Annotated in this window: 26 protein-coding genes and 1 pseudogene; 16 read left to right on the top strand and 11 right to left on the bottom strand. The window is 70.3% G+C overall.

The features are described 5' to 3' along the window. Positions 1–387 precede the first annotated feature (387 nt). On the top strand, positions 388–660 hold the full coding sequence (locus OG700_RS25905; RefSeq protein ID WP_405617479.1) for a hypothetical protein: 273 nt from the start codon (positions 388–390) through the stop codon (positions 658–660). On the opposite strand, the gene OG700_RS25900 is transcribed toward OG700_RS25905, so the two are convergent. Together OG700_RS25900 and OG700_RS25895 are read right to left on the bottom strand one after the other, a co-directional pair. After that, entirely contained in the window at positions 646–1,389 is a 744-nt protein-coding gene (locus OG700_RS25900) for an RDD family protein (RefSeq protein WP_405617477.1), read from the bottom strand. The two genes, OG700_RS25905 and OG700_RS25900, sit on opposite strands and share 15 nt — an antisense overlap. A gap of 122 nt (positions 1,390–1,511) precedes the next feature. Next, positions 1,512–3,170 carry an RDD family protein gene (locus OG700_RS25895; RefSeq protein ID WP_405617475.1) on the bottom strand — a complete coding sequence of 553 codons (1,659 nt, stop codon included), beginning with the start codon at positions 3,168–3,170 and terminating at the stop codon, positions 1,512–1,514. Between the two features lie 232 nt (positions 3,171–3,402). Here OG700_RS25895 and OG700_RS25890 point away from each other — a divergent pair, with 232 nt between their 5' ends. Then, positions 3,403–3,879 (top strand): SsgA family sporulation/cell division regulator, encoded by a 477-nt coding sequence (locus OG700_RS25890; protein ID WP_405617472.1) that lies wholly within the window; start codon positions 3,403–3,405, stop codon positions 3,877–3,879. Between the two features lie 27 nt (positions 3,880–3,906). Here the strand turns inward: OG700_RS25890 and OG700_RS25885 are convergent, their stop codons facing one another. Then, positions 3,907–4,290, bottom strand: a complete 384-nt coding sequence (locus OG700_RS25885) for a VOC family protein (protein WP_405617470.1) — start codon at positions 4,288–4,290, stop codon at positions 3,907–3,909. Positions 4,291–4,443: 153 nt separating this feature from the next. Further along, positions 4,444–5,889: an FAD-binding oxidoreductase gene (locus OG700_RS25880; RefSeq protein WP_405617468.1), complete on the bottom strand. Its 1,446-nt coding sequence runs from the start codon at positions 5,887–5,889 to the stop codon at positions 4,444–4,446. 98 nt (positions 5,890–5,987) lie between these two features. Here OG700_RS25880 and OG700_RS25875 point away from each other — a divergent pair, with 98 nt between their 5' ends. From OG700_RS25875 to OG700_RS25855, 5 genes are all read left to right on the top strand, one after another. Next, positions 5,988–7,577 carry a tetratricopeptide repeat protein gene (locus tag OG700_RS25875; RefSeq protein WP_405617464.1) on the top strand — a complete coding sequence of 530 codons (1,590 nt, stop codon included), beginning with the start codon at positions 5,988–5,990 and terminating at the stop codon, positions 7,575–7,577. Between the two features lie 175 nt (positions 7,578–7,752). After that, on the top strand, positions 7,753–7,896 hold the full coding sequence (locus OG700_RS25870; RefSeq protein ID WP_405617462.1) for a hypothetical protein: 144 nt from the start codon (positions 7,753–7,755) through the stop codon (positions 7,894–7,896). Between the two features lie 336 nt (positions 7,897–8,232). After that, positions 8,233–8,973 carry an ABC transporter substrate-binding protein gene (locus OG700_RS25865; RefSeq protein WP_405617460.1) on the top strand — a complete coding sequence of 247 codons (741 nt, stop codon included), beginning with the start codon at positions 8,233–8,235 and terminating at the stop codon, positions 8,971–8,973. Between the two features lie 14 nt (positions 8,974–8,987). After that, positions 8,988–9,773 (top strand): amino acid ABC transporter permease, encoded by a 786-nt coding sequence (locus OG700_RS25860; protein WP_405617458.1) that lies wholly within the window; start codon positions 8,988–8,990, stop codon positions 9,771–9,773. Positions 9,774–9,778: 5 nt separating this feature from the next. After that, complete coding sequence (locus OG700_RS25855; RefSeq protein ID WP_405617456.1) at positions 9,779–10,600, top strand: amino acid ABC transporter ATP-binding protein; 822 nt, start codon at positions 9,779–9,781, stop codon at positions 10,598–10,600. Positions 10,601–10,701: 101 nt separating this feature from the next. Here OG700_RS25855 and hppD read toward each other — a convergent pair whose 3' ends face one another. Further along, positions 10,702–11,856, bottom strand: coding sequence for a 4-hydroxyphenylpyruvate dioxygenase (gene hppD, locus OG700_RS25850; protein WP_405617454.1), 1,155 nt, complete (start codon positions 11,854–11,856; stop codon positions 10,702–10,704). Positions 11,857–12,024: 168 nt separating this feature from the next. Here hppD and OG700_RS25845 point away from each other — a divergent pair. From OG700_RS25845 to OG700_RS25805, 9 genes and pseudogenes are all read left to right on the top strand, one after another. Next, positions 12,025–12,495 (top strand): annotated as a pseudogene (locus tag OG700_RS25845) (Lrp/AsnC family transcriptional regulator); the annotation flags it as partial. A 143-nt stretch (positions 12,496–12,638) separates the two neighbouring features. Continuing rightward, on the top strand, positions 12,639–13,286 hold the full coding sequence (locus OG700_RS25840) for an ABC transporter permease (protein ID WP_405617452.1): 648 nt from the start codon (positions 12,639–12,641) through the stop codon (positions 13,284–13,286). After that, positions 13,240–14,571 (top strand): betaine/proline/choline family ABC transporter ATP-binding protein, encoded by a 1,332-nt coding sequence (locus OG700_RS25835; RefSeq protein WP_405617450.1) that lies wholly within the window; start codon positions 13,240–13,242, stop codon positions 14,569–14,571. The genes OG700_RS25840 and OG700_RS25835 overlap by 47 nt, the downstream gene beginning before the upstream one ends. Further along, positions 14,568–15,410 (top strand): ABC transporter permease, encoded by an 843-nt coding sequence (locus OG700_RS25830; protein WP_405617448.1) that lies wholly within the window; start codon positions 14,568–14,570, stop codon positions 15,408–15,410. The genes OG700_RS25835 and OG700_RS25830 overlap by 4 nt, the downstream gene beginning before the upstream one ends. 8 nt (positions 15,411–15,418) lie before the next feature. Next, positions 15,419–16,420, top strand: coding sequence for a glycine betaine ABC transporter substrate-binding protein (locus OG700_RS25825; protein ID WP_405621979.1), 1,002 nt, complete (start codon positions 15,419–15,421; stop codon positions 16,418–16,420). Between the two features lie 167 nt (positions 16,421–16,587). Continuing rightward, complete coding sequence (locus OG700_RS25820; RefSeq protein WP_405617446.1) at positions 16,588–17,214, top strand: ArsR/SmtB family transcription factor; 627 nt, start codon at positions 16,588–16,590, stop codon at positions 17,212–17,214. Positions 17,215–17,281: 67 nt separating this feature from the next. Continuing rightward, a complete protein-coding gene (locus OG700_RS25815; RefSeq protein WP_405617444.1) occupies positions 17,282–17,467 on the top strand; it encodes a hypothetical protein in 186 nt (61 codons plus the stop codon). Further along, positions 17,464–18,753: an MFS transporter gene (locus tag OG700_RS25810; protein ID WP_405617441.1), complete on the top strand. Its 1,290-nt coding sequence runs from the start codon at positions 17,464–17,466 to the stop codon at positions 18,751–18,753. The genes OG700_RS25815 and OG700_RS25810 overlap by 4 nt, the downstream gene beginning before the upstream one ends. 32 nt (positions 18,754–18,785) lie before the next feature. Continuing rightward, a complete protein-coding gene (locus tag OG700_RS25805; RefSeq protein WP_405617439.1) occupies positions 18,786–19,106 on the top strand; it encodes a hypothetical protein in 321 nt (106 codons plus the stop codon). Positions 19,107–19,113: 7 nt separating this feature from the next. Here the strand turns inward: OG700_RS25805 and OG700_RS25800 are convergent, their stop codons facing one another. The 6 genes from OG700_RS25800 to OG700_RS25775 all read right to left on the bottom strand — a co-directional run bounded on the left by OG700_RS25800 (position 19,114) and on the right by OG700_RS25775 (position 25,000). Continuing rightward, positions 19,114–19,911: a S16 family serine protease gene (locus OG700_RS25800; protein WP_405617438.1), complete on the bottom strand. Its 798-nt coding sequence runs from the start codon at positions 19,909–19,911 to the stop codon at positions 19,114–19,116. Between the two features lie 81 nt (positions 19,912–19,992). Continuing rightward, a complete protein-coding gene (locus tag OG700_RS25795; RefSeq protein WP_382563253.1) occupies positions 19,993–20,634 on the bottom strand; it encodes an IclR family transcriptional regulator in 642 nt (213 codons plus the stop codon). Positions 20,635–20,959: 325 nt separating this feature from the next. After that, positions 20,960–22,744, bottom strand: coding sequence for a DEAD/DEAH box helicase (locus OG700_RS25790; RefSeq protein ID WP_405621977.1), 1,785 nt, complete (start codon positions 22,742–22,744; stop codon positions 20,960–20,962). 156 nt (positions 22,745–22,900) lie between these two features. After that, positions 22,901–23,290, bottom strand: a complete 390-nt coding sequence (locus OG700_RS25785) for a type II toxin-antitoxin system death-on-curing family toxin (RefSeq protein WP_405617435.1) — start codon at positions 23,288–23,290, stop codon at positions 22,901–22,903. Continuing rightward, complete coding sequence (locus tag OG700_RS25780; protein WP_405617433.1) at positions 23,287–23,487, bottom strand: ribbon-helix-helix protein, CopG family; 201 nt, start codon at positions 23,485–23,487, stop codon at positions 23,287–23,289. The genes OG700_RS25785 and OG700_RS25780 overlap by 4 nt, the downstream gene beginning before the upstream one ends. Positions 23,488–23,527: 40 nt before the next feature. Then, positions 23,528–25,000: an MFS transporter gene (locus tag OG700_RS25775; protein WP_405617431.1), complete on the bottom strand. Its 1,473-nt coding sequence runs from the start codon at positions 24,998–25,000 to the stop codon at positions 23,528–23,530. Positions 25,001–25,033: the final 33 nt, after the last annotated feature.

Below are 25,033 nucleotides of genomic sequence, written 5' to 3'. Positions count from 1 at the left end.
CGCACCCGGAGTCCGCGGACCGGCTGTGTGGGGATCCGCGCGCAGGGTGCGCGTCACAAGTGACGACATTCGACCGGAGTTGAAGGAGAAAAGACAGTCCTTGACTTGCACAGGCCAAGTGCACTATGCACAAGTTGAGTTCCGGTATCCGGACGTCACGAGACCGGACGGTGGGCGCATCGATATGTCATATGGCGGGGGCGCGTGACTCCGTGCGCCCCCCATGCTCCGGCCTCGTGGGTTAGGTCACGCTTACTGTCGGTTCCTGCCGGGCATTCACCCGTCGTAGGGTCTTTCACAGAGCGACTTCGCGCAGCCAGCAGACACGCGAGACACCCCCAACACCCCCCGAAATCACTCCCGATCGCCCCGAGGGACGGATCAGCCATGCCGCGTTTGACTGCCGCACAGCTTGCCTACGGTTCCGCCACCGTCGTCCTCGCCACACTCTCGATGCTGCTGCTCTCCGGCGTCACGTCGGTCGTCGGCATCGCGGTGATCGCGCTCGTCGCCCTCTGTCTCGGCCTTCTGGTGTCGGTGAAGGCGGCGCACCCGGTCCGTGCGCACCGCATGGACCACGCCGCCTCCGCCGCCCCGGCCCCGGCCGTCGGGTCGCCGGCCGCCGCGGAGACCCGGATTCCGGCGTCACTGCGCCGCTGACACCACGACGGTCTTCGCCGCCTTGTCGTGCAGGCCCTGCCGGTAGGGCCGGTCGAGCAGGATCAGAATCAGGATCAGCAGCGGCCAGAAGCAGGCGCAGCACACCAGCGCGGGGACCCAGAGCACCAGGGCACGCAGGAGCGAGGCCCGGGAGTCGGGCACCTTCCCGTCGTTGAGCATCGCCACGCGGATCTTGCAGAGCCGCTTGCCGAGTGTCTGGCCGCCCCGCTGCGTCATCACCATGTCGTAGCCGACGTACGCGACGATCGTGATGATCCGGAAGACCCACTGCCCGCCGCCGTTCACGCCGTTGACCGCGTCGTCCCAGTTGTCCGAGCTGTCCGACCAGCGGTGGAAGACGTTGAACGGGATGCTGATCAGCGCGAGCGGGATCGCGACGATGATCCAGTCGACGATGCGCGCGAGGATGCGCTTACCCATGGCCGCGAGCGGCGGCATCCCACGGAGCGGATCGTTTCCGCCGTACGGGTCACCGGGGGGCGGTGGGGCGCCTCCGCCGTACGGGTCACCGGGAGGTGGCGGATTGGCACCGCCGTACGGGTCACCGGGGGGCGGTGGGGCGCCTCCGCCGTACGGGTCACCGTAACGGGGCGGCTGCCCGCCACCCGGGGGCGGGCCACCGGGCGGTGGCGGCCCGCCGGGGGGCGGCTGCTTGCGGAACGGGTCGTCGTCGGGCGGCTGACCGGGCGTCGGCTGATCGTTGCTCATGGGGGCAGTGCACCGCGCCGTGCGGGTGCCCGCAACGGCTCACCGGCCGTTCGGGGGAGCCGCTGGGGACGGTCGGAGCACATCAGCCCGCCGACATCACCCGCTGGCATCACCTGACGGCATCACCCGGCGACGAACGTGCGCGCCACCTTGTCGTGCCAGCACTGCCGCCACGGCCGGTCGAAGACGCACCACAGCACGTTCAGTACGCCGATGACGAGCACCCCCAGTACGGAGTACACGAGCCAGCGGCGCAGCGCCGGGCCGAAGGACGGGGCCTCGAACGACTCGATGCCCCGCACCTGGAGACCGCACAGCTTCTTGCCGAGTGTGCGGCCCCACTTGGCGGTCGGCAGCGCCTCGTACAGCACACCGATCACCAGCAGCGCGGCGAGCACCCCGCCGAAGTAGCCGGCCGTCGTGCCGTCGATCAGCCAGACCGTGACGGTCTCGCCGGTCTGCTTCGCCGCCTCGACCTTGTCGTCGATGTGGGCGAGCGCCTTGGACACCAGAGGTACGGAGACGGCCCCGACGATCCCCAGGAGGACGACGGTGTCGATCAGCCGGGCGGCGAACCGCTTGCCGAGCCCGGCGGGGCGGGCCGCCGCCTGAGCCTGGGCGGCTTGCAGGAACGGGTCGTTGACCGGCGGCTTCCACGGCACGACCGGCTGCCCGCCGGCGGGGTCGGCGCCGGGGCCGTGCCCTTGGCCGGCGGACGGTGTGGCCGGTGGCTGCGCGAGCTGGTGCACCTCCTGCGCCCAGGAGGGCGAGCCGCCGCCGGGGCCGGGGGCGAGCGGGCCGGCGGCGGGGGGCTGCGAGGAGTGCGGTGCGTGGGGTGCCTGGGGTTGGTGCGCGTGGGGTTGCTGCGCGTGAGGTGGTTGCGGTTGCTGAGGTGCCTGTGCCGGGACGGGCGCCGGGCCTGCGGAGCGGGGCCGCAGGGCACGGATGGCCATGGTGCCCTCGGCCTGGCCCGTACGGCCGGTGGCCTGTTCGCCCCGAGCGGGGGCGCCGCCCTGGCCGACCGGGCGGATGGTGACGGTGCCGTCGGTGGGCGCCTCGCCACCGCGAGGCACGGGCGCCGCGCCCTCGTCCGGACGGCGCCGGCTCCGCGCCTGGCCCTGCGACTCGCCCTGGCCCCCGCGTTCGGGGCGCGGGAGACGGATCGCGACCGTGCCCTCGGGGGCGCCGGGAGGTGACTCGCCGTCACCCGGGCCGCCCGTGCCGGGGCCGCCGGGGCCGGGTCCCAGGGACCGTACGCCGGGCAGCGCGCCGCCCGTGGGGTCGGCCGACGGATCGGCCGCCTGACCGGGCACCCGGGGGTCGCGCGAGTCACGCGCGTACCGGGGGTCCCTGGCGTCCTGCGGCTCCGGCGCGCCCGGCGCGTTCGTGGGACCGGGATCCTGCGGGCCACCCTCGCCCCAGGAGACCCGGGCGTCGCGCTCGCCGCCGAAGCCGGTCTGCCGGCGGGTGTCGGCCTGCCAGACGGAGGCCGGTTCCTGACGGGGCTCCTCGGCGGGGTCCTCGTCGAAGAACATCGGCCCCGTCTCCTCGACCGCCGGGGTCACCGGGGCCGGGGTCTGCCGGGCGGTCGTGGGAGGGGGCGCCGCGGCCGCCCCTTGGGGCGGCTCCGGCATGGCTTCGCCGGACTGCGGCGCCGGCCGACTGGTGCCAGGTACCCAGGACCCGCCGTTCCAGTACCGGACATAGCCGGGGATGGACGGGTCCGGGTAGTAGCCGGGGGAAGGGCTGCCGTCTCCGGTTGCCGAGGTCGGGGCGCTCATCACCGTGGTCCCGTATCTCTTCGATGGGCTCAACTCAAGGGTCCACATCTATCAGACCACCGCATGGCCCTGCGTCCATCCGGCTGTTTGGACCTCGATTCGGTCACGAAAGAGTCACGGTACGTCGCGGGAGCAAGTTCTTGCCCGAAGTCGCGTAATGCGGGCGGGAGTCGGTGCTCTCAATCGGTACGGCCCACTCCCGGGCGTCGTACGAGAAGGGAAGCACCCTGATATGCACACCGTGGTGGAACGCGAGCTGGAGATCAATCTGGTGCTCTCGCCCGAGCGCAGCATCCCCGTCCCTGCCCGGCTGACCTACCGCACGGCGGATCCGTACGCGGTGCACATCACCTTCCACATCAGCTCGGACACCCCGGTCAACTGGACGTTCGCACGCGAACTTCTGGTCGAAGGGGTGTTCCGGCCGTGTGGGCACGGTGACGTACGGATCTGGCCCACGAAGGTCGACGGCCGCGGCGTCCTGTGCGTGGCGCTCAGCTCCCCCGACGGCGACGCGCTGCTGGAGGCGCCGTCGGCGGCGGTCTCGGCGTGGCTGGAGCGGACGTTGCGGCTGGTGCCGCCGGGCACCGAGACGGACCGGCTGGGGATCGACGCGGGGCTGGCGCTGCTGCTGGCCCCGATGCCGGCCGACGATCTGTGGCTGCGGGACCCGTGGCCGTCCGACGAGTCCGCGGACGGCGAGTCCTGAGGCCCGCCGTCGATGGCCTGTTGTTCCTCAGTCGACGACGTAGGTGTGCGTGATGAATTCGATCGAGTGGCCGTCGGGGTCGTCGAGATAGACCCCGCGGCCTCCGAAGAGATGGTTGATCCGCTGCGGTGTCTCGTGTGTCGGATCGGCCCAGTAAGGGAGTTCACGCTCCGCCATGCGCGCGAAGATCTGGTCGAACTCGTCCTCGGACACCAGGAAGGCCAGATGCTGGCTGGGGATGTCCGGGGACGGCGAGTCGAGATAGTCGAGGGTGACCCCGCCGTCGAGCGGCAGGCTCGCGAACGGTCCGAAGGTCTTGGGCTCGGGCTCCCCGATCAGCTCCGCGAGAAAGCGCGCGGAGGCGAACCGGTCGCGGCTGTGGACGATGGTGTGGTCAAGACGGGCGGGCACGGGACCTCCCGGGTCGAAGTGCGGGCCGTATGGCGTCGGCCCGCTTCTTGTCCCTTTCACGGTAGGCCGCCGCGCTCCGCCGGGCCATTGGACTTTGGCCGTACGCCCTGTGCCGTACGGCGCCGTACGACCGGCCGAACCGGAACCGGCGGGTCAGAAGAGCTTTCCGGGGTTGAGAATGCCCAGCGGGTCGAAGGTCTTCTTGATGCCGCGCTGCAACTCCATGCCGACCGGCCCCAGTTCGCGGGCGAGCCACTCCTTCTTCAGGACGCCGACGCCGTGCTCTCCGGTGATGGTGCCGCCCAACTCAAGTCCCAGTGCCATGATTTCGTCGAACGATTCGCGGGCGCGCCGGGACTCGTCCGGGTCCGAGGCGTCGAAGCAGACGGTGGGGTGGGTGTTGCCGTCACCCGCGTGGGCGCAGACGCCGATCGTGAGGTCGTACTTCTCGGCGATGCGGTCGATGCCCGCGAGGACTTCGGCCAGCCGGGAGCGCGGCACACACACGTCGTCGATCATCGTGGTGCCCTTGACCGCCTCCAGCGCGACGAGCGCCAGCCGCCGGGCGTGCAGCAGCATGTCGGACTCGGCGGGGTCGTCGGCGGGGACGACGTCGGTGGCGCCGGCCGCCGTACAGAGTTCGCCGACGGCGGCGAGGTCGGCCGCCGGGTCGGCGGTGTCGAAGGCGCAGAGCAGCAGTGCCTCGGTGGTCTCGGGAAGACCCATGTTCGCGAGGGAGTTGACGGCGCGGACGGTGGTGCGGTCCATCAGCTCCAGCAGGGACGGGGTGTGGCCGCGCTCCATGATCTGGCAGATGGCGTCGCAGGCGGCGGAGGCGGACGCGAACTCGGCTGCCAGGACGAGCTGTTGGGGCGGCGCGGGCTTCAGCGCGAGGACGGCCCCGACGACGATGCCGAGGCTGCCCTCCGAGCCGACGAAGAGCCGGGTGAGGTCGTATCCGGCGACGCCCTTGGCCGTGCGGCGGCCGGTGGTCAGGAGGCGGCCGTCGGCGAGGACGATGTCCAGGCCCAGCACGTACTCGGCGGTGACGCCGTACTTCACGCAGCACAGCCCGCCGGACGCGGTGCCGATGTTGCCCCCGATGGTGCAGGTCTCCCAGCTGGAGGGGTCCGGCGGGTAGTACAGGCCGTGCTCGCCGACGGCGCGTGAGAGTACGGCGTTGACGACGCCGGGCTCGACGACCGCGATTCGGTCGACCGGGCTGATCTCCAGGATCTTGTCCATCTTGATGAGGGAGAGCACGATGCAGCCGTCGGAGGCGTTGGCGGCGCCCGACAGTCCCGTACGGGCGCCCTGCGGTACGACGGGGACGCGCAGGGCCGTCGCGGTCCGCATCACGTGCTGGACCTGCTCGACGGTGCGCGGCAGGACGACCACCGCCGGGGAGCCGGCCTCGCAGAAACTCGCCATGTCGTTCGCGTAGGACGCCGTGATGTCCGGGTCGGTGATCAGGGCCGCGGCGGGCAGACCGGCTCGCAGCTCCGCGAGGAGTTCGTCCGTGACGGCGGGGGCGGCGGCGGGGGTGGCTGTGCCGGCGGGGGCGGCGGCGGGGGGCGCGGCGGCTGCGAGGTCATCCATGATCCCAGCGTGGCACTCCGGGGCCATCGGTGTGAACCCGTCTGCGATCCACATCACCAAGGACGGGTGTGGTCTTCGTATTGACGCACAGTAATCACATGATCGCCAAGAACACCATGAACACGCAGCACACGAGGCACATCAGAAGGGCCGCACTGGCCACAGGTGTGGGGGCGGTGCTCGTCGCGGGCGTCCTTGTGTTCGTACCGGACGCGGCCGACGGCCCGCGCCCGCCGGGCCCCGAGGCGCGCGCCCGGGCCGCCGTCGGCGCGGGCGCGCCCGCCTCGCTGCCGGACGTGGCGGCGCTGATCCGGGACCGGGAGGCATGGCTGCGCAAGCACCCGAAGGACGCGGGGTCCTGGGCGGTGCTCGGCGCGGCGTACGTGGAGCGCGGCGGGCTGCGGGCGGACACCGCGTACTACCCGAAGGCCGAACGGGCACTGCGCCGCTCGCTCGACGTCACACCGGGTGAGCGGCGCAATCCGGCGGCGACGGCGGGCCTGGCGTCACTGGCCAACGCGCGGCACGACTACGCGGCGGCCAAGAAGTGGGGCGAGGCGGTACGCAAGGCGGACCCGGCGCGCTGGACGACGTACCCGGTCCTGATCGACGCGTACAACGGGCTCGGCGACTACGCGGCGGCCGGCAAGGCCCTGGACAAGCTCCGGGCGCTGCGCTCCGGCGCCCGCGTGCTGTCCGTGTCGTCGCTGGTCTACCGCGACCGGGGCTGGCGCGAGGACGCGGCGGCGAAGGCGGACGAGTCCCTGACGAAGGCCGGCACGCCCGTCGAGAAGGCCGCGGCGCTGCACGCCATCGGCGGGCTCGCCTGGGAGCGCGGTGAGCCGAAGGAGGCGCTGCGGCACTACGACGCCGCGCTGAAGGCGGCGCCGGACCACCATCCGTCGCTGGCGGGCCGGGCGCGCGCCCTGGTGGCGCTGGACCGGACGGACGAGGCGGCGCAGGTCTACCAGGCGGCGATCGCGCAGCGCCCACTGCCCGAATACGCCCTGGAACTGGGCGAGTTGTACGACTCGCTGGGGCTGGACGGGGACGCGCGGAGCCAGTACGCGCTGTTCCGCGACCGTACGGCGCGGGCGGCGGGCGACGGGGTCAACGAGGAGTTGCCGCTGGCCCGCTTCGAGACCGACCACGGCGAGCCGACTGCGGCGGTGGAGCGGCTGGAGGCGCAGTGGCGGCGCGGCCACCGGAGCATGTGGGTGTGCGACGCGCTGGCGTGGGCGCTGTACCGGGCGGGCGACGCCGAGAAGGCGCTGCCGTACGCGAAGAGGGCCACGGACCAGGGGATGCGGAGCGCGCTGTTCTCGTACCACCGGGGGGAGATCGAGCGCGCCCTGGGGATGGACGGCCCGGCGCGCCGGCATCTGGAGGAGGCGCTGCGGACGAACCCGCGGTTCTCGCCGCTGCTGGCGCCGAAGGCCCGTGCGTCGCTGGAGGAGTTGGGCGAGCTGCCGGGTGGCGGTCCGAAGGACATGCACGGCGACGGCGAGTACACGCCGCTGACGCCGCCGCCCAGCGCGCCGCCGCGAGGTACGACGCCGTCGTCGGCGGCTTCGCCGACCACGCGGCCGACCGCTCCGTCCTCCGCTCCGTCTTCGCCGGCGGCCCGGCCGGAGCCCGTATCCACACCCACGCCGCCCGTTTCGGCGTCTTCCGCCGCCCGCAACTGAATGACCGCTTCCGGTGGGCCCGTAACTGGGTCCTGAGGCCCACGTCGCGCTGACGGGCGTCGTCGCCGCGATCATCGGCGCGATCCTGGCGCTGACGGTCCCCACCGACGCCCTCCCCACCCCCTCCGACGCCGCGGAAGTACCCGGCAGCGACGCCGGACCACCGCAACGCCTGATGCACGACAAAGGCGAACTCTCCCGCCTCGACTACAACGCCAACACCGACTGGTGGAACGCCTCCCTCGGCATCGGCTTCGGCATCTCCGCAGGGCAAGTCACCCTCGGCTTCGAACTCTTCGGCATCGACATCACCCACTGAAGAGAAGAACCAGACCATCACCGGCGACCCCATCTACGCCACCGGACCCGAGAACGGCGGCGCCCGACCCTGGGTCGAATGGAAGAACTGCACCCGGACGACACCCATAACCTGATTCTCCGACCACGGCTCCGTGCCGTCACGCGGCCGTCACGCCACCGTGACGACCCGGTTGACCCCGCCCCCGGCGAGGAGACAACCGGCACCTCCGGTGGCAAGATCGGCGCAACTCACACACCATGTGGGCTGTTGCCCGTCCCCCGCCCTGGAGGCGTCTTGTCCCCGCGTACGCGTACCGTGTTGCCCGCCATAGCCACCGCAGCCGCCCTCGTCGCCATGACGGGATGCACAAGCACCAAGTCCTCCGGGTCCGACGGCTCGAAGCTGGATCTGGTGAACTCCGGCAAGCTCACGACCTGCACCCATCTGCCGTACGAGCCCTTCCAGTCCCGCCAGGACAACAAGATCGTCGGCTTCGACGTGGATCTGGTGGATCTGGTCGCCAAGGAGCTCAAGGTCACCCAGGAGATCGTCGACACGCCTTTCGAGGGCATCCAGACGGGTGAGGACCTCAACGCCCGCAAGTGCGACCTGGCCGCCGCCGGCATGACGATCACCGACGTGCGTGAGGAGAACCTGGACTTCTCCGCCCCCTACTTCGAGGCCACGCAGGCACTGGTCACCAAGAAGGGCTCCTCCTACGACTCGCTGGCGGCCCTCAAGGGCAAGAAGCTGGGCGTCCAGCAGGGCACGACGGGTGAGGAGTACGCGAAGAAGAACGGGAAGGACGTGGAGACCGTCCAGTTCGAGGATCTGGCACTGCTGCTCACGGCCGTGAAGACCGGGCAGGTCGACGCCGCCGTCAACGACAACGGTGTCCTCTTCGAGTACGTGCGCAAGAACCCGGACACCGAGGTCACGGCCGAGTTCAAGACGGGCGAGCGGTACGGCATCGGAGTGCGTACCGGCAACACGGCACTGCGCTCGGAGATCGACAAGGTGATCAAGGCGGCTCAGTCCGACGGCCGTTACGACGAGATCTACAAGAAGTGGTTCCCCGCCGCTCCCAAGAAGTGAAGGAACCACCGCCGATGTCCATGTCCCGCCGACAACGAACCCGCGTCATACGGGCCGTTCAGTACGCCGTGCTGGTCGCCGTGCTGCTCACCGTCGCCCTGGCCGCCGACTGGGGCGAGATCCAGCGGGCGTTCTTCGATGTCGAGGTCGCCAAGGCGCAGTTCCCCGACATCATCACCACGGCGCTCGTCAACACCATCATCTACACCCTGCTCGGCTTCGGGTTCGGGCTGGCGCTGGGGCTGCTGCTCGCGCTGATGCGGCTGTCGCAGGTGCCGCCGTACCGCTGGCTGGCCGTCGCCTACATCGAGTTCTTCCGCGGCATTCCGGCGCTGCTCGTCTTCATCGCCCTCGGATTCGGTGTGCCGCTGGCCTTCCAGGTGGCGCTCAACCAGTACGTGACCGTGATGCTGGCACTGGGCCTGGTCGGCGCCGCCTACATGGCGGAGACGATCCGGGCGGGTATCCAGGCCGTGCCCAAGGGGCAGACGGAGGCGGCGCGTTCGCTCGGCATGTCGCAGGGCCGGGCGATGGTCTCGATCATCATTCCGCAGGCCCTGCGGATCGTGCTGCCGCCGCTGACCAACGAGTTGATCCTGCTGACGAAGGACTCGTCGCTGGTGTATCTGCTGGGCCTGTCCCTGTCCCAGTACGAGCTGGCCAAGTTCGGCCGGGACGCCCTGAACCAGAATCGCAGTCTCACCCCGATCCTCATCGCCGGTCTCTGCTATCTGGTCATCACCCTGCCGCTCGGCCATCTGGTCCGGCGGCTCGAAGCGCGTACGGCAAGGGCGAGGTGAACGCGGTGCGGGAGCCGGTGGAGAAGGACGCGGAAACGCCCGGGGAGGCGCCCGCGATCGAGGTACGCGGTCTGCACAAGTCGTTCGGCACGCTGGAGGTGCTGGCCGGCATCGACTTCACGGTGGCGCGCGGCGAGGTGGTGTGCGTCATCGGCCCGTCGGGCTCGGGCAAGTCGACGCTGCTGCGCTGCGTGAACCGGCTGGAGGAGCCGACGTCGGGCACGGTCCTGGTGGCCGGCGCCGAGGTCACCGACCCGGACGTGGACATCGACAAGGTGCGCCGCGGCATCGGGATGGTCTTCCAGTCGTTCAACCTCTTTCCGCATCTGACGGCGCTGGAGAATCTGACGCTCCCTCAACGCCGGGTGCTGAAGCGGGACAAGGCGGAGGCGACGCGGATCGCCCGCGAACGCCTCGCCCGCGTCGGGCTGACCGACAAGGAGTCGTCCTATCCGGCGCAGTTGTCCGGCGGGCAGCAGCAACGGGTGGCGATCGCACGGGCGTTGGCGATGGACCCGCAGCTGATGCTCTTCGACGAGCCGACGTCCGCGCTCGACCCGGAGCTGGTGGGTGACGTCCTCGCGGTGATGCGTTCACTCGCCGACGAGGGGATGACGATGCTCGTCGTCACGCACGAGATGAGCTTCGCCAAGGAGGTGGCCGACCGGGTCGTCTTCATGGACGGCGGGGTGATCGTCGAGGAGGGCCCCCCGGCACGGGTGATCGGCGCGCCGAGCCACGCCCGTACGCAGTCCTTCCTGTCCCGCCTGCTGGACCCGGCGGCGGCCGGACTCGGCGGGGGCGGGGCGCGGACAGACAAGGAGTAGGAGCCGGACGGTTCGCCGGGTCCGCCCGGTGACCGGTTCGTCCTCAATCGCCGGACGGGCTGTATTCGCAGCCCGTCCGGCGATTGAGGACAGACAACCGGTCAGAGGTTGCCGCGCTTCTCCTGCTCCCGCTCGATCGCCTGGAACAGCGCCTTGAAGTTGCCCTTGCCGAACCCCATCGAGCCGTGCCGTTCGATCATCTCGAAGAACACCGTCGGCCGGTCCTGGACCGGCTTGGTGAAGATCTGGAGCAGGTAGCCGTCCTCGTCGCGGTCCACGAGGATCTTCAGCTCGCGCAGGGTCTCCACGGGCACCCGGGTCTCGCCCGCCCACTCGCCGAGGGTGTCGTAGTACGAGTCGGGGGTGTCGAGGAACTGGACACCGGCCGCGCGCATCGTGCGTACGGAGCCCACGATGTCGTTCGTCGCGAGCGCGATGTGCTGGACGCCCGCGCCGCCGTAGAACTCCAGGTACTCGTCGATCTGCGACTTCTTCTTCGCGATCGCCGGCTCGTTGATCGGGAACTTCACCTTGAGGGTGCCGTCGGCCACGACCTTCGACATGAGGGCGGAGTACTCGGTGGCGATGTCGTCGCCCACGAACTCCTTCATGTTCGTGAAGCCCATGACCTTGTTGTAGAACGCCACCCACTCGTTCATCTTGCCGAGTTCGACGTTGCCCACGCAGTGGTCGATGGCCTGGAAGGTGCGCTTCGCCGGGGCCTGGACCATCGGGGCGGCGGTGGCGTAGCCCGGCAGGTACGGGCCGTCGTAGCCGGTGCGCTCGACCAGGGTGTGGCGGGTCTTGCCGTACGTGGCGATCGCGGCGAGTACGACGGTTCCGCTCTCGTCCTTCAGCTCGTACGGCTCCTGGAGGCCGGTGGCGCCGTTCGCGGTGGCGTAGGCGTACGCGGCGCGGGCGTCCGGCACCTCGATGGCGAGGTCGATCACACCGTCGCCGTGCTCGGCGACGTGGTCGACGAGGAAGCGGCCCCACTCGGTGGACGGCTTGATGACGGAGGTGAAGACGAACCGGGCCGAGCCGTTGGTGAGCACGTAGCTCGCGGTCTCGCGGCTGCCGTTCTCGGGGCCCGAGTAGGCGACCAGCTTCATGCCGAACGCCGTCGAGTAGTAGTGGGCCGCCTGCTTGGCGTTGCCGACGGCGAAGACGACGGCGTCCATCCCCTTTACCGGGAAGGGGTCGGCGTCGCGTGCGGTGGACGGGGCGGAATCGAGGTTCACCGAGGTATCTGCCATGACCGCAGCGTCTCGCCGTTCGGCAAGGTGCGCAACAGTTCGCGTATTCGCTGGGCAGCCTGTACAGCTTAAGGTGCGGATGACCGGACCATCTGCACAGGATGACCATCGCAACGGCCACCAGGATCGCCGTGAGGGTCACCACCACGAACCGCCTCGGGAGGCGCCATGGGTATCGACGGGCTCGACGGCAGGCTCATCGCCCTGCTGGCACGGGAGCCGCGCATCGGCGTACTGGAGGCGTCGCGCCGGCTGGGGGTGGCGCGCGGGACCGTACAGGCCCGGCTGGACCGTCTCCAGACGAACGGAGTCATCCGCGGCTTCGGTCCGAACGTCGATCCGGCCGCTCTCGGATACCCCGTGACGGCGTTCGCGACCCTGGAGATCAAGCAGGGGCAGGGTTCCGATGTTCGAGCACATTTGAGCAACGTTCCAGAGGTTCTTGAGCTCCATACCACGACCGGGACCGGGGATATGCTCTGCCGACTCGTCGCTCGTTCGAACGCCGATCTTCAACGGGTGATCGACAGGGTCGTCGGTTTTGAAGGGATCCAGCGGGCCTCCACGGCGATCGTCATGGAGAACCCCGTTCCGCTGCGGATCATCCCGCTGGTGGAACAGGCCGCGCGGGACACCGACGGGGACCGCCCCGGCGGAGACCGAACCGACGGGGACCCGACCGACGGGAACCCGACCGGCGGGAACCCGACCGACCCACCCGACCGGCCGACCGGCTGAACCGCTGACCGGCCGACCGGCTCCGACCCACCGAGAGGAGCGCCGTGGACTTCTGGGACTACCTGGCCAACCGCCACCAGCAGTTGCTCACCGACACGTTTCAGCACGCCAGCGCCGTCTTCCAGTGCATGGTGATCGCCACCGTCCTGGGTGTCGCCATAGGCGTACTGACCTACCGCAGTCCCTGGGGCGGCAATCTGGCGATCCTCTCCACCGCCTCCATCCTGACCATCCCCTCGCTGGCGGCCATCGGCCTGCTGATCCCGCTGGTCGGTCTCGGCGTCGCGCCCACCGTGATCGTCCTGACGCTGTACGGGCTGCTGCCCGTCGTCCGCAACGCGGTGGTCGGGCTGCGCGGTGTGGACCCGGACCTGGTGGACGCCGCCACGGGCATCGGCATGTCCCGTACCGCCCGGCTGCTCAAGGTCGAGCTGCCGCTCGCCTGGCCGCCGATCCTCACCGGCATCCGGGTCTCCACCCAGATGCTGATGGGCATCGCCGCCATCGCCGCCTACGCGTCTGGGCCCGGTCTCGGCAACGAGATCTTCCGTGGCATCGCCTCGCTGGGCAGCGCCAACGCGATCAACCAGGTGCTCGCCGGCACCATCGGCATCGTCATTCTCGCCCTGCTCTTCGACGCCGCGTATGTCCTGCTGGGCCGACTCACCATCCCGAGGGGGATACGTGTCTGAGACCACCGACCCGAAGACGGCCGAGGCCGCGAGTATCACCTCCAACGGCTCCGCGAGCGGCGCGGGCTCCACGAGCGGCGCCACCATCCAGCTGGATGGTCTGAGCAAGCGCTACGCCGGCAGCGCCAACCCGGCCGTGGACAACGTCTCGATGGAGATCAAGGCGGGCGAGACCGTCATCCTGGTGGGCCCGTCCGGCTGCGGCAAGTCCACCACCCTCAAGATGATCAACCGGCTGATCGAGCCCTCGTCCGGGCGGATCAGGATCAACGACGAGGACGTCACCGACATGGACCCGGTGAAGCTGCGCCGGCAGATCGGCTACGCGATCCAGTCGTCCGGGCTCTTCCCGCACATGACGGTCGGCGAGAACATCGCGCTCGTACCGAAGATGGTCGGCTGGTCCAAGTCGAAGGTGAAGGACCGCGTCGAGGAGATGCTCGACCTGGTCGGGCTCGACCCGCGCGAGTTCCACGGCCGCTATCCGCGCCAGCTCTCGGGCGGCCAGCAGCAGCGCGTGGGGGTGGCGCGGGCGCTCGCCGCCGATCCGCCGGTGCTGCTGATGGACGAGCCGTTCGGCGCGGTCGACCCGATCACTCGGGACCACCTCCAGGACGAACTGATCCGTCTCCAGCACGAGTTGCACAAGACGATCGTGTTCGTGACGCACGACTTCGACGAGGCGATCAAGCTCGGCGACCGGATCGCGGTCCTGCGGGAGCGCTCGCAGATCGCGCAGTTCGACACCCCCGAGGCGATCCTCACCAACCCCGCCGACGACTTCGTGTCGGGCTTCGTGGGCGCGGGGGCGGCGCTGAAGCGGCTGAACCTCACGCGCGTACGGGAGGTGGAGATCGCCGAGTTCCCGACGGTGACGGTCGAGGACCCGCTCCAGTCGATCTTCAACAAGCTGAGCAGCGGCCCGCACAACGAGCTGCTGATGCTGGACCGGAAGAACCGCCCGTACAAATGGCTGCGCCGGGGCGACCTGTCGCGCGCCAAGGGGTCGCTCGCCAACGCGGGCCAGCTGGTGCACGACACCGTGACCAGGGACGCCACCCTGCACGACGCGCTGGAGGCGGTCCTGACCGACAGCGGCGGGCGGGTCGCGGTGACCGGCAGGCGCGGCGAGTACATCGGCGTCGTCGACATGGAGACGCTGATGACGTCCGTCCAGGAAATGCTGGAGGCGGACAGGCTCACCGTCTTCGAGCACCAGCACGAACTGGCGGAACAGCGCCGGCAGCGGACCGGGCAGGAGCCGCAGGGCGGTGCGGACGTATGAGTTCTCCCGCCCAGAAGAAACGCCCACCGGGCGAGCACGACGTCAAGGGACACGCCTTCCGGGACGAGGAGTCGGAGCCGGTCGCGCCGCCCGCCGCCCCGAAGCGCCGGATCACCGTGGCCAAGCTGGTGACGGTGCCCGCCGTGGTCGCGGTCGTCCTGCTGCTCACCTTCGTATGGATCACCAATGTCTCGCTCGACTCGATCGCGGAGAACTCGCTCGCCGGCGGCAATGTGCAGCTGCGCCTGTGGCAGCACGTCGAACTGACCGCGATCTCCACCTTCTGGGTGCTGGTCATCGCGATCCCGCTGGGCATCGCGCTGACCCGGCGCGGTCTGTCCAGGGCGGCGCCGGCGGTGACCGCCATCGCCAACATCGGACAGGCGACCCCAGCCATCGGACTGCTGGCGCTGCTGGTGATCTGGCTGGGCATCGGCCCGTCGACGGCGATCGTCGGCATGGTCATCTACGCGGTGCTGCCGGTGCTCGCCAACACCGTGGCCGGTCTGAAGGCCATCGACCCGCGGCTGGTGGAGGCCTCGCGCGGCATCGGGATGTCGGCGCTCGGCACGCTGGGCAGGGTCGAACTGCCGCTGGCCGTACCGCTGATCCTGGCGGGCGTACGGACGGCACTGGTACTCAACGTGGGCACGGCGACACTGGCGACCTTCGGCGGCGGCGGCGGGCTCGGTGACCTGATCACCTCGGGCATCCAGACGCAGCGCATGCCGGTCCTGATCCTGGGCTCGGTGCTGACGGTGACACTGGCGCTGCTGATCGACTGGCTGGCCTCGCTGGTCGAAGTGGTCCTCACGCCGCGCGGACTGGAGGAGCGCTGATGCGCCGTATGAACCGCAAGGCCAACCGGAAGTTCAACCGGAAGTTCGTGACGGGCGGGGTGGCGCTGCTGCTGAGCGCCGCCGCACTCAGCGGCTGCGGCCTCAAGAGCGGCTCCCCGATGGTGGACGACGTCGTTCCCGGCTCGGTCGGCAAGGGCCAGCCCCTCAAGGGCGCCTCGCTGACGGTCACGTCGAAGAACTTCAGCGAGAACATCATCCTCGGCCAGATGATCGGCCTGATCTTCAAGGCCGCGGGCGCGGAGGTGCTCGACCGGACGAACCTGCCGGGCTCGATCAGCGCACGCGAGGCGATCGTCAAGGGTGACGCGGACGCGATGTACGAGTACACGGGCACGGCCTGGATCACGTACCTCGGCAACGCGAAGCCGATCGTCGACCCGCGGAAGCAGTGGAAGGCCGTCCAGGACGCGGACCGTTCGCACGACGTGAGCTGGCTGTCGCCGTCCACGCTGAACAACACGTACTCGCTGGCCATCAGCAAGAAGAACAACGCGAAGTACAAGCTCAAGACGATGTCGGACGTCGCCGAGCTGTCGAAGAAGGAGCCGGGCGCGGTCACGATCTGCGTGGAGAACGAGTTCGCGTCGCGGGACGACGGGCTGCCGGGGATGGTGAAGGCGTACGGGATGAACATCCCCGCGTCCAGCGTGAAGAAGATGGACGCCGGCATCATCTACACACAGGTGTCGAAGTCCAACTCCTGCCTGGTGGGCGAGGTGTTCACGACGGACGGCCGGATCAAGTCCCTGGATCTGGAGACGGTCGCCGACGACAAGCGTTTCTTCCCGAACTACAACGCGGCGCCGGTGATCCACAGTTCGACGTACAAGAAGTACCCGGAGATCGCCGGTCTGCTCGATCCGCTGAGCAAGCGGCTGAACACCGGGATCGCGCAGGAGCTGAACGCGAAGGTGGACGTGGACGGTCAGGACCCGCACGAGGTGGCGAAGGACTGGCTGATCGAGGAAGGCTTCATCAAGGAGGGCTGAGCCCGCCGCCCTTCGATCCTTGGTCCGGCACTGGGCACTGGGCACCGAGCACCGGGCCGGCCCGACCTGGCCCGGCAAAGGATCGGACTCGCAAAGGATCGGACTCGCAAAGAACCAGTTGCAAAGAAGTCCTTGCAACTGGTTCTTTGCAACTCTACGATAGGGCCATGCCCGACACCCCTGCCGCAGATTCCTCCCCCTCCGCCCCGGGGCCGGACATCCGCACCCTGAACCCGCGCTCGCTGCGCGGCCTCGCCCATCCCCTGCGGATGCGACTGCTGGTCGCCCTGCGACACCACGGCCCGGCCACCGCTTCCCAACTCGCCGACCGGCTGGGCGAGTCGAGCGGCGCCACCAGCTACCACCTGCGGCAGCTCGCCGACCACGGGTTCGTCGCGGACGACCCCGGGCGCGGGAAGGGCCGGGAGCGCTGGTGGAAGGCCGCGGACAAGGCGATCATGGTCGACCAGGCGCTGTACCGCGACCCCAATCCCGAGGTACGCGGGGCGCTGAACACCTTCATCCACGAGACCGCCTCCATCCACGGCCAGGAGCTGAGCACCTGGCTGGCCACCACGCAGGACTGGCCGGAGACCTGGACGACGAAGGCCGACCTCAGCGACTTCACCCTACGGCTCACCCCTGAACTGCTGGCCGAACTCGACGGCCGGGTGCACGACCTGATCGCCAGTTACAAGGACCGCGCCACGCAAGAGAGCGACGAGGACGTGGCACAGGTACGGATCCATCTGCACGCCTTCCCGCAGAAGAGGCTCGACACCCCGGACGCCTGACCCGCCCCCACTCTCCCCCCGGAACCACCACACCCATCACACCCATCACGCGAAGGGTCGATTTGTCATGCCATTTCCCGATGTACACCTCCAGCTCCACGCGATACGCGCGACCGAACTGCACGCCGAGGCAGCCGCGTACCGCGCCCCGGCCCTCCACCAACTGATCCGCGCCCGACTGGGCTGGCTGCTGGTCGAGTTGGGCCTGCGGCTCGTCAACCGGCCCGCGCGGGCACTTCTCACCCCCGCATGAGCACCGTGGCGGTACGGCGGTGGCCACTCAGCGCCGTACTGGCCGCCAACGCGATCTCCGCGACCGGCCGGACCCTGAGCATGATCGGGATCCCCTGGTTCGTCCTCCAGACCACCGGCAGCGCAGGCCGCGCGGGAGTGGTGGCCTTCTGCGCCACCCTCCCGGTGGTGCTCGCAGCGCTCGTCGGAGGCCCCGTCATCGACCGGATCGGCCGGCGCCGCGTCTCGATCGCGTCCGATGTGCTGTGCGCGCTCTCCGTCGGGGCGATCCCCCTGCTGCACCGCGCCGACGCGCTCCCGTTCTGGACGCTCTGCGCGCTGGTGGCGCTCCACGGCCTGGCCCACACACCCGGCGACACGGCCCGCTACGTCCTCGTCCCCGACCTCGCCGAGCACGCGGGCATCTCAGTCACCCGCGCCGCGAGCCTCTTCGACGCCGTCGAACGCGGCGCCCGGATGCTCGGCGCGGCACTCGCGGGCCTGGTGATCGCGCTACTCGGGGCCGAAGCCGCCCTGCTGCTCGACTCGTTGACCTTCGTACTGTCGGCGCTGCTGATCGCGGCCGGGCTGCGCGGCGTACGGGGAGCGGAGCCGGCCAAGAACCCGGCGCCGGTCTCGCCGCGTACGTACGGCGCCGAACTGCGCGAGGGCTACGTCTACTTGGTGCGCACCCGGGTGCTGGCGGCGGTCGTCCTCATGGTGATGTTCATGAACGGCATCGACCAGGGCTGGAACGCGGTCCTGCTGCCCGTGCACGCCGAACGGAATCTGGGCGGAGCGGCCGAACTGGGCCTGGTGACGGCGGTGTTCGGGGCCGGCGGACTGCTGGGGGCGCTGCTGTACGGCGCGGTGGGCCACCGTTTCCGGCGCCGTACGGTCCTGGCCGTCGCCGTCCTGCTCTGCGGCGCGCCGCGCTTCGCGGTCGCGGGTCTCACCGACTCGACGGTGGCGCTCGCCGTCACCATGGGCGCGGCGGGAGTGGCGGGCGGAACGATCAACCCGATGCTGACGACGGTCATGTACGAGCGCGTCCCGGACGAACTGCGCAGCCGGGTGGCCGGCGCGATGACCGCCGGCTGCGAACTCACCATGCCCCTGGGCGGCTTGACGGCGGGCCTCCTGGTGGAGGGCGCCGGCCTCTCCTCCGCCCTGCTCCTGATGGGCGGCGGCTACCTGCTGGCGACGCTGAGTCCGGTACTGCTGCCGGTGTGGCGCGACCTGGACGCCGCCGACCGGACGTCTCAACTCCGCCCGGGCCGCGCCGAGTTCGGATGTGTGGAACGGTAGGACCGGTGCGACACGCGAGGGAGAGGGCCAGGGTGACGGGCAAGAAGGTATGGGCGGTGGGCGCGGTGGCGTTCCTCGTCGGGGCCGGGGCGATGTTCGCGGTGACGGTCGTGGTAGACGGCGATCCGAAGGTGACGGTCCAGCCGGAGTCCGCGGCGAAGGCGGACATGCCGCAGACCCGTGAGGAGCTTGTCGCCGCGTGGACGACCGAGTTGGCGAAGGCGGGCAAGGAGAAGCCGGACGGCTGGGAGACGCTGCCCACGGGTGAGATCCGCGACCGGTACCTGTCGCAGTACTTCATCAACGCGCCCGACGCCGAGGACATCGACCCGGGCATGGTCCGGCGGGGCTGATCCGGCGTCAGCAGCCCGGGACCTTGGCGCCCTGTTCCAGTGCCTTCAGTGACGACACCGCGTCCTTCAGAGTCCTGACCGGGATCAGCCGCATGCCGTCCGGGAGTTCCGACTGGGCGTCGGCGCACTCCGCCTCCGGGACCAGGAAGACCGTCGCACCGTCGCGGGCCGCCGCCTGGGTCTTGAGGGAGACACCGCCGACCGCGCCCACAGTGCCGTTCTCCTCGATCGTGCCGGTGCCCGCGATGTCCCGGCCGCCGGTGAGGTCGCCGCCCGAGCCGTCGCCGTCGAGCAGGTCGACGATGCCGAGGGCGAAGAGGAGGCCCGCGCTGGGGCCGCCGACGTCGGCGAGGTGAAGGGTGACGTCGACCGAGTCCCGCTTGCGGCCGAGTTGGTCCAGGGCCGCGTCGACGGCGACGTTCTGCGACTTCACCATCTCGTCGGTGTTGTGCTTCTGGATCTCCTTGTCGGACCGGCCCGCCGGGTAGACGGAGTCGCGCGGCAGCACGGCGCGGTCGGTGCGGATCCAGGCGTCGAGGACATCGGCGAAGTCGACGTCGGCGGAGGGTCCGGTCGCCAGGATCGTCGTCATCCGCAACTGGCCCTCCGGTTCGCGGGTCGGCGCGCCCTTGACCGAGATGACGGGTGTGCCCTGGTAGTCGCCGAGGACGTTCGCGGTGAGGCCGGGCTGGGCCACCGCGTACGGCAACGGGGCGACTCCGACGACGACGAGCAGCGCGACGATCGGGACCGCGGAGAGGGCAAGGGTGCGGGGGCGCGAGAGGCCAGCGAGACGAGAGAGCACAGCGTCAATCTATCGGCCGATCCGCGGTCCCGGTCCGGGGACCCGGCCCCCGGCCCGTACCGCACAGCCGCCCCCGCGGCCTCAGCGCAGCGCGTCGGCCACCTCGCGGGCGGCGTCGACCACGCGCGGGCCCACCCGCTCCGGCACCGAGTCGGCGAGCATCACGACACCCACGCTGCCCTCAAGGCCGGTCACCCCGACGAGCGCGGCGGCGGCGCCGCTGGCGCCCGCCTCCAGTTCGCCGTGGGTCAGCGTGCATCGCGCCTCGGTGTACGAGCCCTGCCGGGCGGCCAGGATGGCCTTGCCCGCGGCGCCCCGGTCCAGCGGGTGCCGGAAGCCGGCGCGGTACGCGACGTGGTAGTCCGTCCAGGTCGGCTCCACGACGGCCACGGCCAGCGCCTCGGCGCCGTCCACGAGCGTGAGATGGGCGGTGGCGCCTATGTCCTCGGCGAGCGAGCGCAGGGCGGGCAGCGCCGCTTCCCGTACGAGTGGGTGCACTTGGCGGCCCAGGCGCAGCACCCCCAGGCCCACTCTGGCGCGTCCGCCCAGATCGCGGCGGACCAGGGCGTGCTGTTCCAGGGTGGCCAGGAGTCGGTAGACGACGGTGCGGTTGACGCCGAGTTTGTTGGACAACTCGGTGACGGTCAGCCCGTGGTCGGTGTCGGCGAGCAGTTTGAGGACGCGCAGTCCCCGGTCGAGCGTCTGGGAGGTCTCCGCGGTCACGACGCCCTCTCCTTCGGAGTTTCGGAGTGAGCCGCCAGGCAGGCCATGGCGCACCGGCTGCGCTCCGCGGCGGCACTGCCACGGCGCGTAGGTATTGCCGGGACATTAGCGATCCGTACCGCTCAGCGGAAGACCTCGTCCAGAATCCGGTCAGGCCGGTCGGTTGGTCCCCGTTCGCGCCACAACAAGTGACCAAAAGGTACTTACGTCTACCATTCATCCGATTTCCCATGAATGGACGCGCGTAGAAACGTCACGGAAACATCTCGCGAACGCCTCTCGGACACCACAGCGGCGTCCGAGAGGCCGAAAAAAACCCTCGCGCTCAGCGCATTCGGGTCGCCCACTCCTGAACTTTCCTGATCCGCTCGCGGAGTTGGCCGCCGGTGGCCTCCGCGCTGGGGGGTCCGCCGCACACGCGGCGCAGCTCGGTGTGGATCACCCCGTGCGGCTTTCCGCTCTGGTGGACGTACGCGCCGACCATCGTGTTGAGCTGCTTGCGCAGTTCGAGCAGTTCCTTGTGGGAGACCACCGGGCGCCGGTCGGCGGGCAGTTCCAGCAGATCCGCCTCGGAGTCCGGCTTCTTGCGGCTGTGCGCGATCTGCCGGGCCTGCCGCTTCTGGAGCAGCATCTGCACCTGGTCGGGCTCAAGGAGGCCGGGGATGCCGAGGTAGTCCTGCTCCTCCGCGCTGCCGGGGTGTGCCTGCATGCCGAACTCGCCGCCGTCGTACAGCACCCGGTCGAAGACCGCGTCGGACTCCAGCGCCTCGAAGGGCAGCGCGTCCTGCTCCCCGGTGTCCTCGTCCTCCAGGCGCTCCGCCTCCGCCATCTCCTTCTCGGACTCGGCGTACGGGTCCTCCTCGCCGGCCTTCTTCGGTTTGTCGAGGACGTGGTCGCGCTCCAGCTCCATCTCGTTGGCGAAACCGAGGAGGTTGGGGATGGTGGGCAGGAAGACGGACGCGGTCTCGCCGCGCCGTCTGGACCGGACGAAACGGCCGACGGCCTGCGCGAAGAACAGCGGCGTCGAGATGGTCGTGGCGTACACGCCGACCGCCAGGCGCGGCACGTCGACACCCTCCGACACCATGCGGACGGCGACCATCCAGCGCTCCTCGCCCGCGCTGAAGTCGTCGATACGCCGCGAGGCGGCGGCCTCGTCGGAGAGCACGACGGTCGCCTTCGTCCCGGTGATCTCGCGGACGATCTTGGCGTAGGCGCGCGCCGAGTCCTGGTCGGTGGCGATGACCAGGCCCCCGGCGTCCGGGATGGACTTGCGCACCTCGGAGAGCCGCTGGTCGGCGGCGCGCAGCACGTTGGGCATCCAGTCGCCGCGCGGGTCGAGCGCGGTGCGCCACGCCTGCGAGATCGCGTCCTTCGTCATGGGCTCGCCGAGCTTGGCGGCGATCTCGTCACCGGCCTTGGTGCGCCAGCGCATGTTGCCGCTGTAGCTGAGGAAGATGACCGGGCGCACGACGCCGTCGCCCAGGGCGTTGCCGTAGCCGTAGGTGTAGTCGGCGGAGGAGCGGCGGATGCCGTCGTCGCCCTCCTCGTACGCGACGAAGGGGATCGGGTTGGTGTCCGACCTGAAGGGCGTACCGGTCAGCGCGAGGCGTCTGGCGGCCGGCTCGAAGGCCTCAAGACACGCCTCGCCCCAGGACTTGGAGTCACCGGCGTGGTGGATCTCGTCGAGGATCACCAGGGTCTTGCGCTGCTCGCAGCGGTTGCGGTGGAGCATGGGGCGTACGCCGACGCCCGCGTACGTCACGGCGACCCCGTGGTACTCCTTGCTCAGCGGTCCCGCGCTGTAGTCCGGGTCGAGTCTGATCCCTATCCGCGCGGCGGCGTCCGACCACTGCTTCTTCAGATGCTCGGTCGGCGCGACGACGGTGATCTGCCGCACGACGTGGTGGTGCAGCAGCCAGGACGCGAGGGTCAGCGCGAAGGTGGTCTTCCCCGCGCCGGGTGTCGCGACGGCGAGGAAGTCGCGCGGCTGGTCCTGGAGATATCGCTCCAGCGCCTTCTCCTGCCAGGCGCGCAGCTTGTTGGCGGTGCCCCAGGGGGCGCGGCCGGGGAAGGCGGGTGAGAGGTGGTGGGAGGCGGTAGTAGTCACGGTCTCCGGTTCACGGACGCTCGGGTGCACGGGCTGGGGCACGGGGCTCACGTACGGACCGAACCCCGGGCTCAGATACGACAACCGGGCCACCCTACCGGCGGCCCGGCCCGATCCTCGTCCGAAGGGGCCGGGGTCGCTCAGGTGGGACCCGGGTCACACCGGGGGCGCCAGCAGTTCCCGCAAGCCTTCCGAAATGGCCTTCACCTCGTCCGTGGCACCCGTCGCCACATCGATGACCAGGCGCTCGGCCGCGTCGATGTCCGGGCGCAGCTGGACGCCGTTCATCGCGAGGAACGTGACACAGGACAGCCAGGCCGTCCGCTTGTTGCCCTCGAACAGCGGGGGGTTGATGGTGAGCGATTGCAGGAGAGCGGCAGCCTTGTCGAGAAGGTCGGGATACGCCTCCTCACCGAACATGGCCGCGGACGGGCGGTGGGTCGCCGATTCCAGCAGTCCGGCGTCACGGACGACTACCCGCATGTCGCCGCAGGCGTGCCCCGCGATGGCAAGGACGTCCTCGGCGGAGAGATACACACACGTCACTTGAGCCGCGCCATAATCTCGCCCCACTTGGCCGCCTGCTCCGTGGCCGTCTGCTTGACCATTGCCTGATGCGCGGTTCTGGCCAGATAGTCATCCACGGCGCGGAGCAGGATGGCGTGCATGCTGGTCCCCTCCTGCTCCGCACGCCGCTTCAGTGCCTTGGTCTGGTCGTCACGAAGACGCAGGTTGGTAGCCATACCAGAACGGTACCATCAGGTGGGGCCAGGGTGGTACCACTCACCGCACCCGCACCCTCGTCGCCACCCACGCCCCCGCCAGCGCCACCGCCGCCATCGGGAGGAACACCACCGCGAAGGCCGCCGGGTGGGAGGCGTCAGCCGTCGTGAGGCCGTGGGCGCCGACCGCGCCGCCGCCCAGGGCCGCGAACGCCGCGCCGCCCGCCGCGAGCAGCAGGACGTTCGACAGGCCGTCGGATATCTGGAGCGCCGCGGAGTTCGTGCCCGCCTCCTGGGGAGGCGAGAGCTTCAGCAGCAGCACGCTCGTGGACGAGATCACCGTGCCCATGCCGAGGCAGCCGACCGCCCAGGCGACGCCCACGATCCAGACCGGGACCGACTCGATCAGCACGCTCGGCGTGACGGCGATGGCGGCGGCGACCAGCACCATGCCGCCCATCAGCAGCCGTTCGCGGTGCGGCTCCATGCGGGGGCGGGACTGGATGTACGAGCCGAGTGCCCAGGTCGCGCCGCCGACGGCCAGCGAGAGGCCGGCCATCGTCGGGGACAGGCCCCGCTGGGTGACGAGCATCAGCGGGACGAAGCTCTCCGCCGCGATGAAGGAGCCGGCCGCGACGCCGCGCAGCAGGATGACCGAGGGCATGCCGCGGGCCGCGCGGTAGGTGCCGCGCGGCAGCAGGCCGAGGACGGCGGGCACGATCAGCGCGGCGCCGGCCGCGCCGAAGAGCAGGGACCACCGGTTCAGGTCCTGGCCCGCGTACTGGAGCAGGCCCGCGCCGAGCGAGATCGCCAGGGCGAGGCGGATCCGGCGCCGGTCGAAGGGCGGTACGGGCTCCGCGGGGTTGGCCGGTCCGCCCGCCATCTGCCGGATCGCGGGCAGCGCGGTCGCCAGGGGCAGCACCACCAGGACCGGGATACCGACGAACACCCAGCGCCAGCCGAGGTGTTCGGTGACCGTGCCGGAGGCGAGCGGTCCGACGACCGAGGGGATCACCCAGCTCGCGGCGAACGCGGCCATGATCGCGGGCCGCAGCCGCTGCGAGTAGGCGCGGCTGACGACGACGTACAGCGCGACGATGACCAGTCCGCCGCCGAGCCCCTGGACCGCCCGGCCCGCGACGAACAGCCACATCGCGCCGGCCGTGCCGGAGAGCAGCAGTCCGACGGCGAAGGCGGTGATCCCGGTGACGAGCGGCCTGAGCGGGCCGCTGCGGTCGGCCCACTGCCCGGAGAGCACCATCGCGAAGAGGCTGGTGGTGAAGTACGCGGAGAAGGCGAACGCGTACAGCGAGACGCCCCGCAGCTCGCGTGCGGCGACCGGCATCGCCGTACCGACCGCCGTGGCCTCGAAGGCGATCAGCAGGACGACGCAGATGATGCCGATGCTGAGCGCCCGGTGGGTCTTGCCGAGGATGCCGTCCTGGCCGGGGTCCGTGGCGACGGGTGGGGTGGGCGGGGCAGGTGGTGCGGCTTCGGCGGCGACGTCGGCGTCGCTCGGTTCCAGGGCGGTCATGGACTCAGGGTAAGGGGCGTAGACCCGTATGAA

The sequence above is a fragment of the Streptomyces sp. NBC_01508 genome, from assembly GCF_045040315.1.
Classification (GTDB): domain Bacteria; phylum Actinomycetota; class Actinomycetes; order Streptomycetales; family Streptomycetaceae; genus Streptomyces.
The sequence above is the reverse complement of the archived record's forward strand: the minus strand, read 5'-3'. Positions and strand labels throughout refer to the sequence as shown.

What these genes read in the sequence shown, in the direction of transcription:
- OG700_RS25870 (WP_405617462.1), top strand. Translation starts at nt 7,753, where the DNA reads ATGCACGACAAAGGCGAACTCTCCCGCCTCGACTACAACGCCAACACC.
- OG700_RS25895 (WP_405617475.1), bottom strand. Translation starts at nt 3,170, where the DNA reads ATGAGCGCCCCGACCTCGGCAACCGGAGACGGCAGCCCTTCCCCCGGC.
- OG700_RS25815 (WP_405617444.1), top strand. Translation starts at nt 17,282, where the DNA reads ATGCCATTTCCCGATGTACACCTCCAGCTCCACGCGATACGCGCGACC.
- OG700_RS25880 (WP_405617468.1), bottom strand. Translation starts at nt 5,889, where the DNA reads ATGGATGACCTCGCAGCCGCCGCGCCCCCCGCCGCCGCCCCCGCCGGC.
- OG700_RS25905 (WP_405617479.1), top strand. Translation starts at nt 388, where the DNA reads ATGCCGCGTTTGACTGCCGCACAGCTTGCCTACGGTTCCGCCACCGTC.
- OG700_RS25830 (WP_405617448.1), top strand. Translation starts at nt 14,568, where the DNA reads ATGAGTTCTCCCGCCCAGAAGAAACGCCCACCGGGCGAGCACGACGTC.
- OG700_RS25890 (WP_405617472.1), top strand. Translation starts at nt 3,403, where the DNA reads ATGCACACCGTGGTGGAACGCGAGCTGGAGATCAATCTGGTGCTCTCG.
- OG700_RS25835 (WP_405617450.1), top strand. Translation starts at nt 13,240, where the DNA reads ATGTCCTGCTGGGCCGACTCACCATCCCGAGGGGGATACGTGTCTGAG.
- OG700_RS25860 (WP_405617458.1), top strand. Translation starts at nt 8,988, where the DNA reads ATGTCCATGTCCCGCCGACAACGAACCCGCGTCATACGGGCCGTTCAG.
- OG700_RS25810 (WP_405617441.1), top strand. Translation starts at nt 17,464, where the DNA reads ATGAGCACCGTGGCGGTACGGCGGTGGCCACTCAGCGCCGTACTGGCC.
- OG700_RS25875 (WP_405617464.1), top strand. Translation starts at nt 5,988, where the DNA reads ATGATCGCCAAGAACACCATGAACACGCAGCACACGAGGCACATCAGA.
- OG700_RS25865 (WP_405617460.1), top strand. Translation starts at nt 8,233, where the DNA reads ATGACGGGATGCACAAGCACCAAGTCCTCCGGGTCCGACGGCTCGAAG.
- OG700_RS25820 (WP_405617446.1), top strand. Translation starts at nt 16,588, where the DNA reads ATGCCCGACACCCCTGCCGCAGATTCCTCCCCCTCCGCCCCGGGGCCG.
- OG700_RS25780 (WP_405617433.1), bottom strand. Translation starts at nt 23,487, where the DNA reads ATGGCTACCAACCTGCGTCTTCGTGACGACCAGACCAAGGCACTGAAG.
- OG700_RS25775 (WP_405617431.1), bottom strand. Translation starts at nt 25,000, where the DNA reads ATGACCGCCCTGGAACCGAGCGACGCCGACGTCGCCGCCGAAGCCGCA.
- hppD (WP_405617454.1), bottom strand. Translation starts at nt 11,856, where the DNA reads ATGGCAGATACCTCGGTGAACCTCGATTCCGCCCCGTCCACCGCACGC.
- OG700_RS25900 (WP_405617477.1), bottom strand. Translation starts at nt 1,389, where the DNA reads ATGAGCAACGATCAGCCGACGCCCGGTCAGCCGCCCGACGACGACCCG.
- OG700_RS25825 (WP_405621979.1), top strand. Translation starts at nt 15,419, where the DNA reads ATGAACCGCAAGGCCAACCGGAAGTTCAACCGGAAGTTCGTGACGGGC.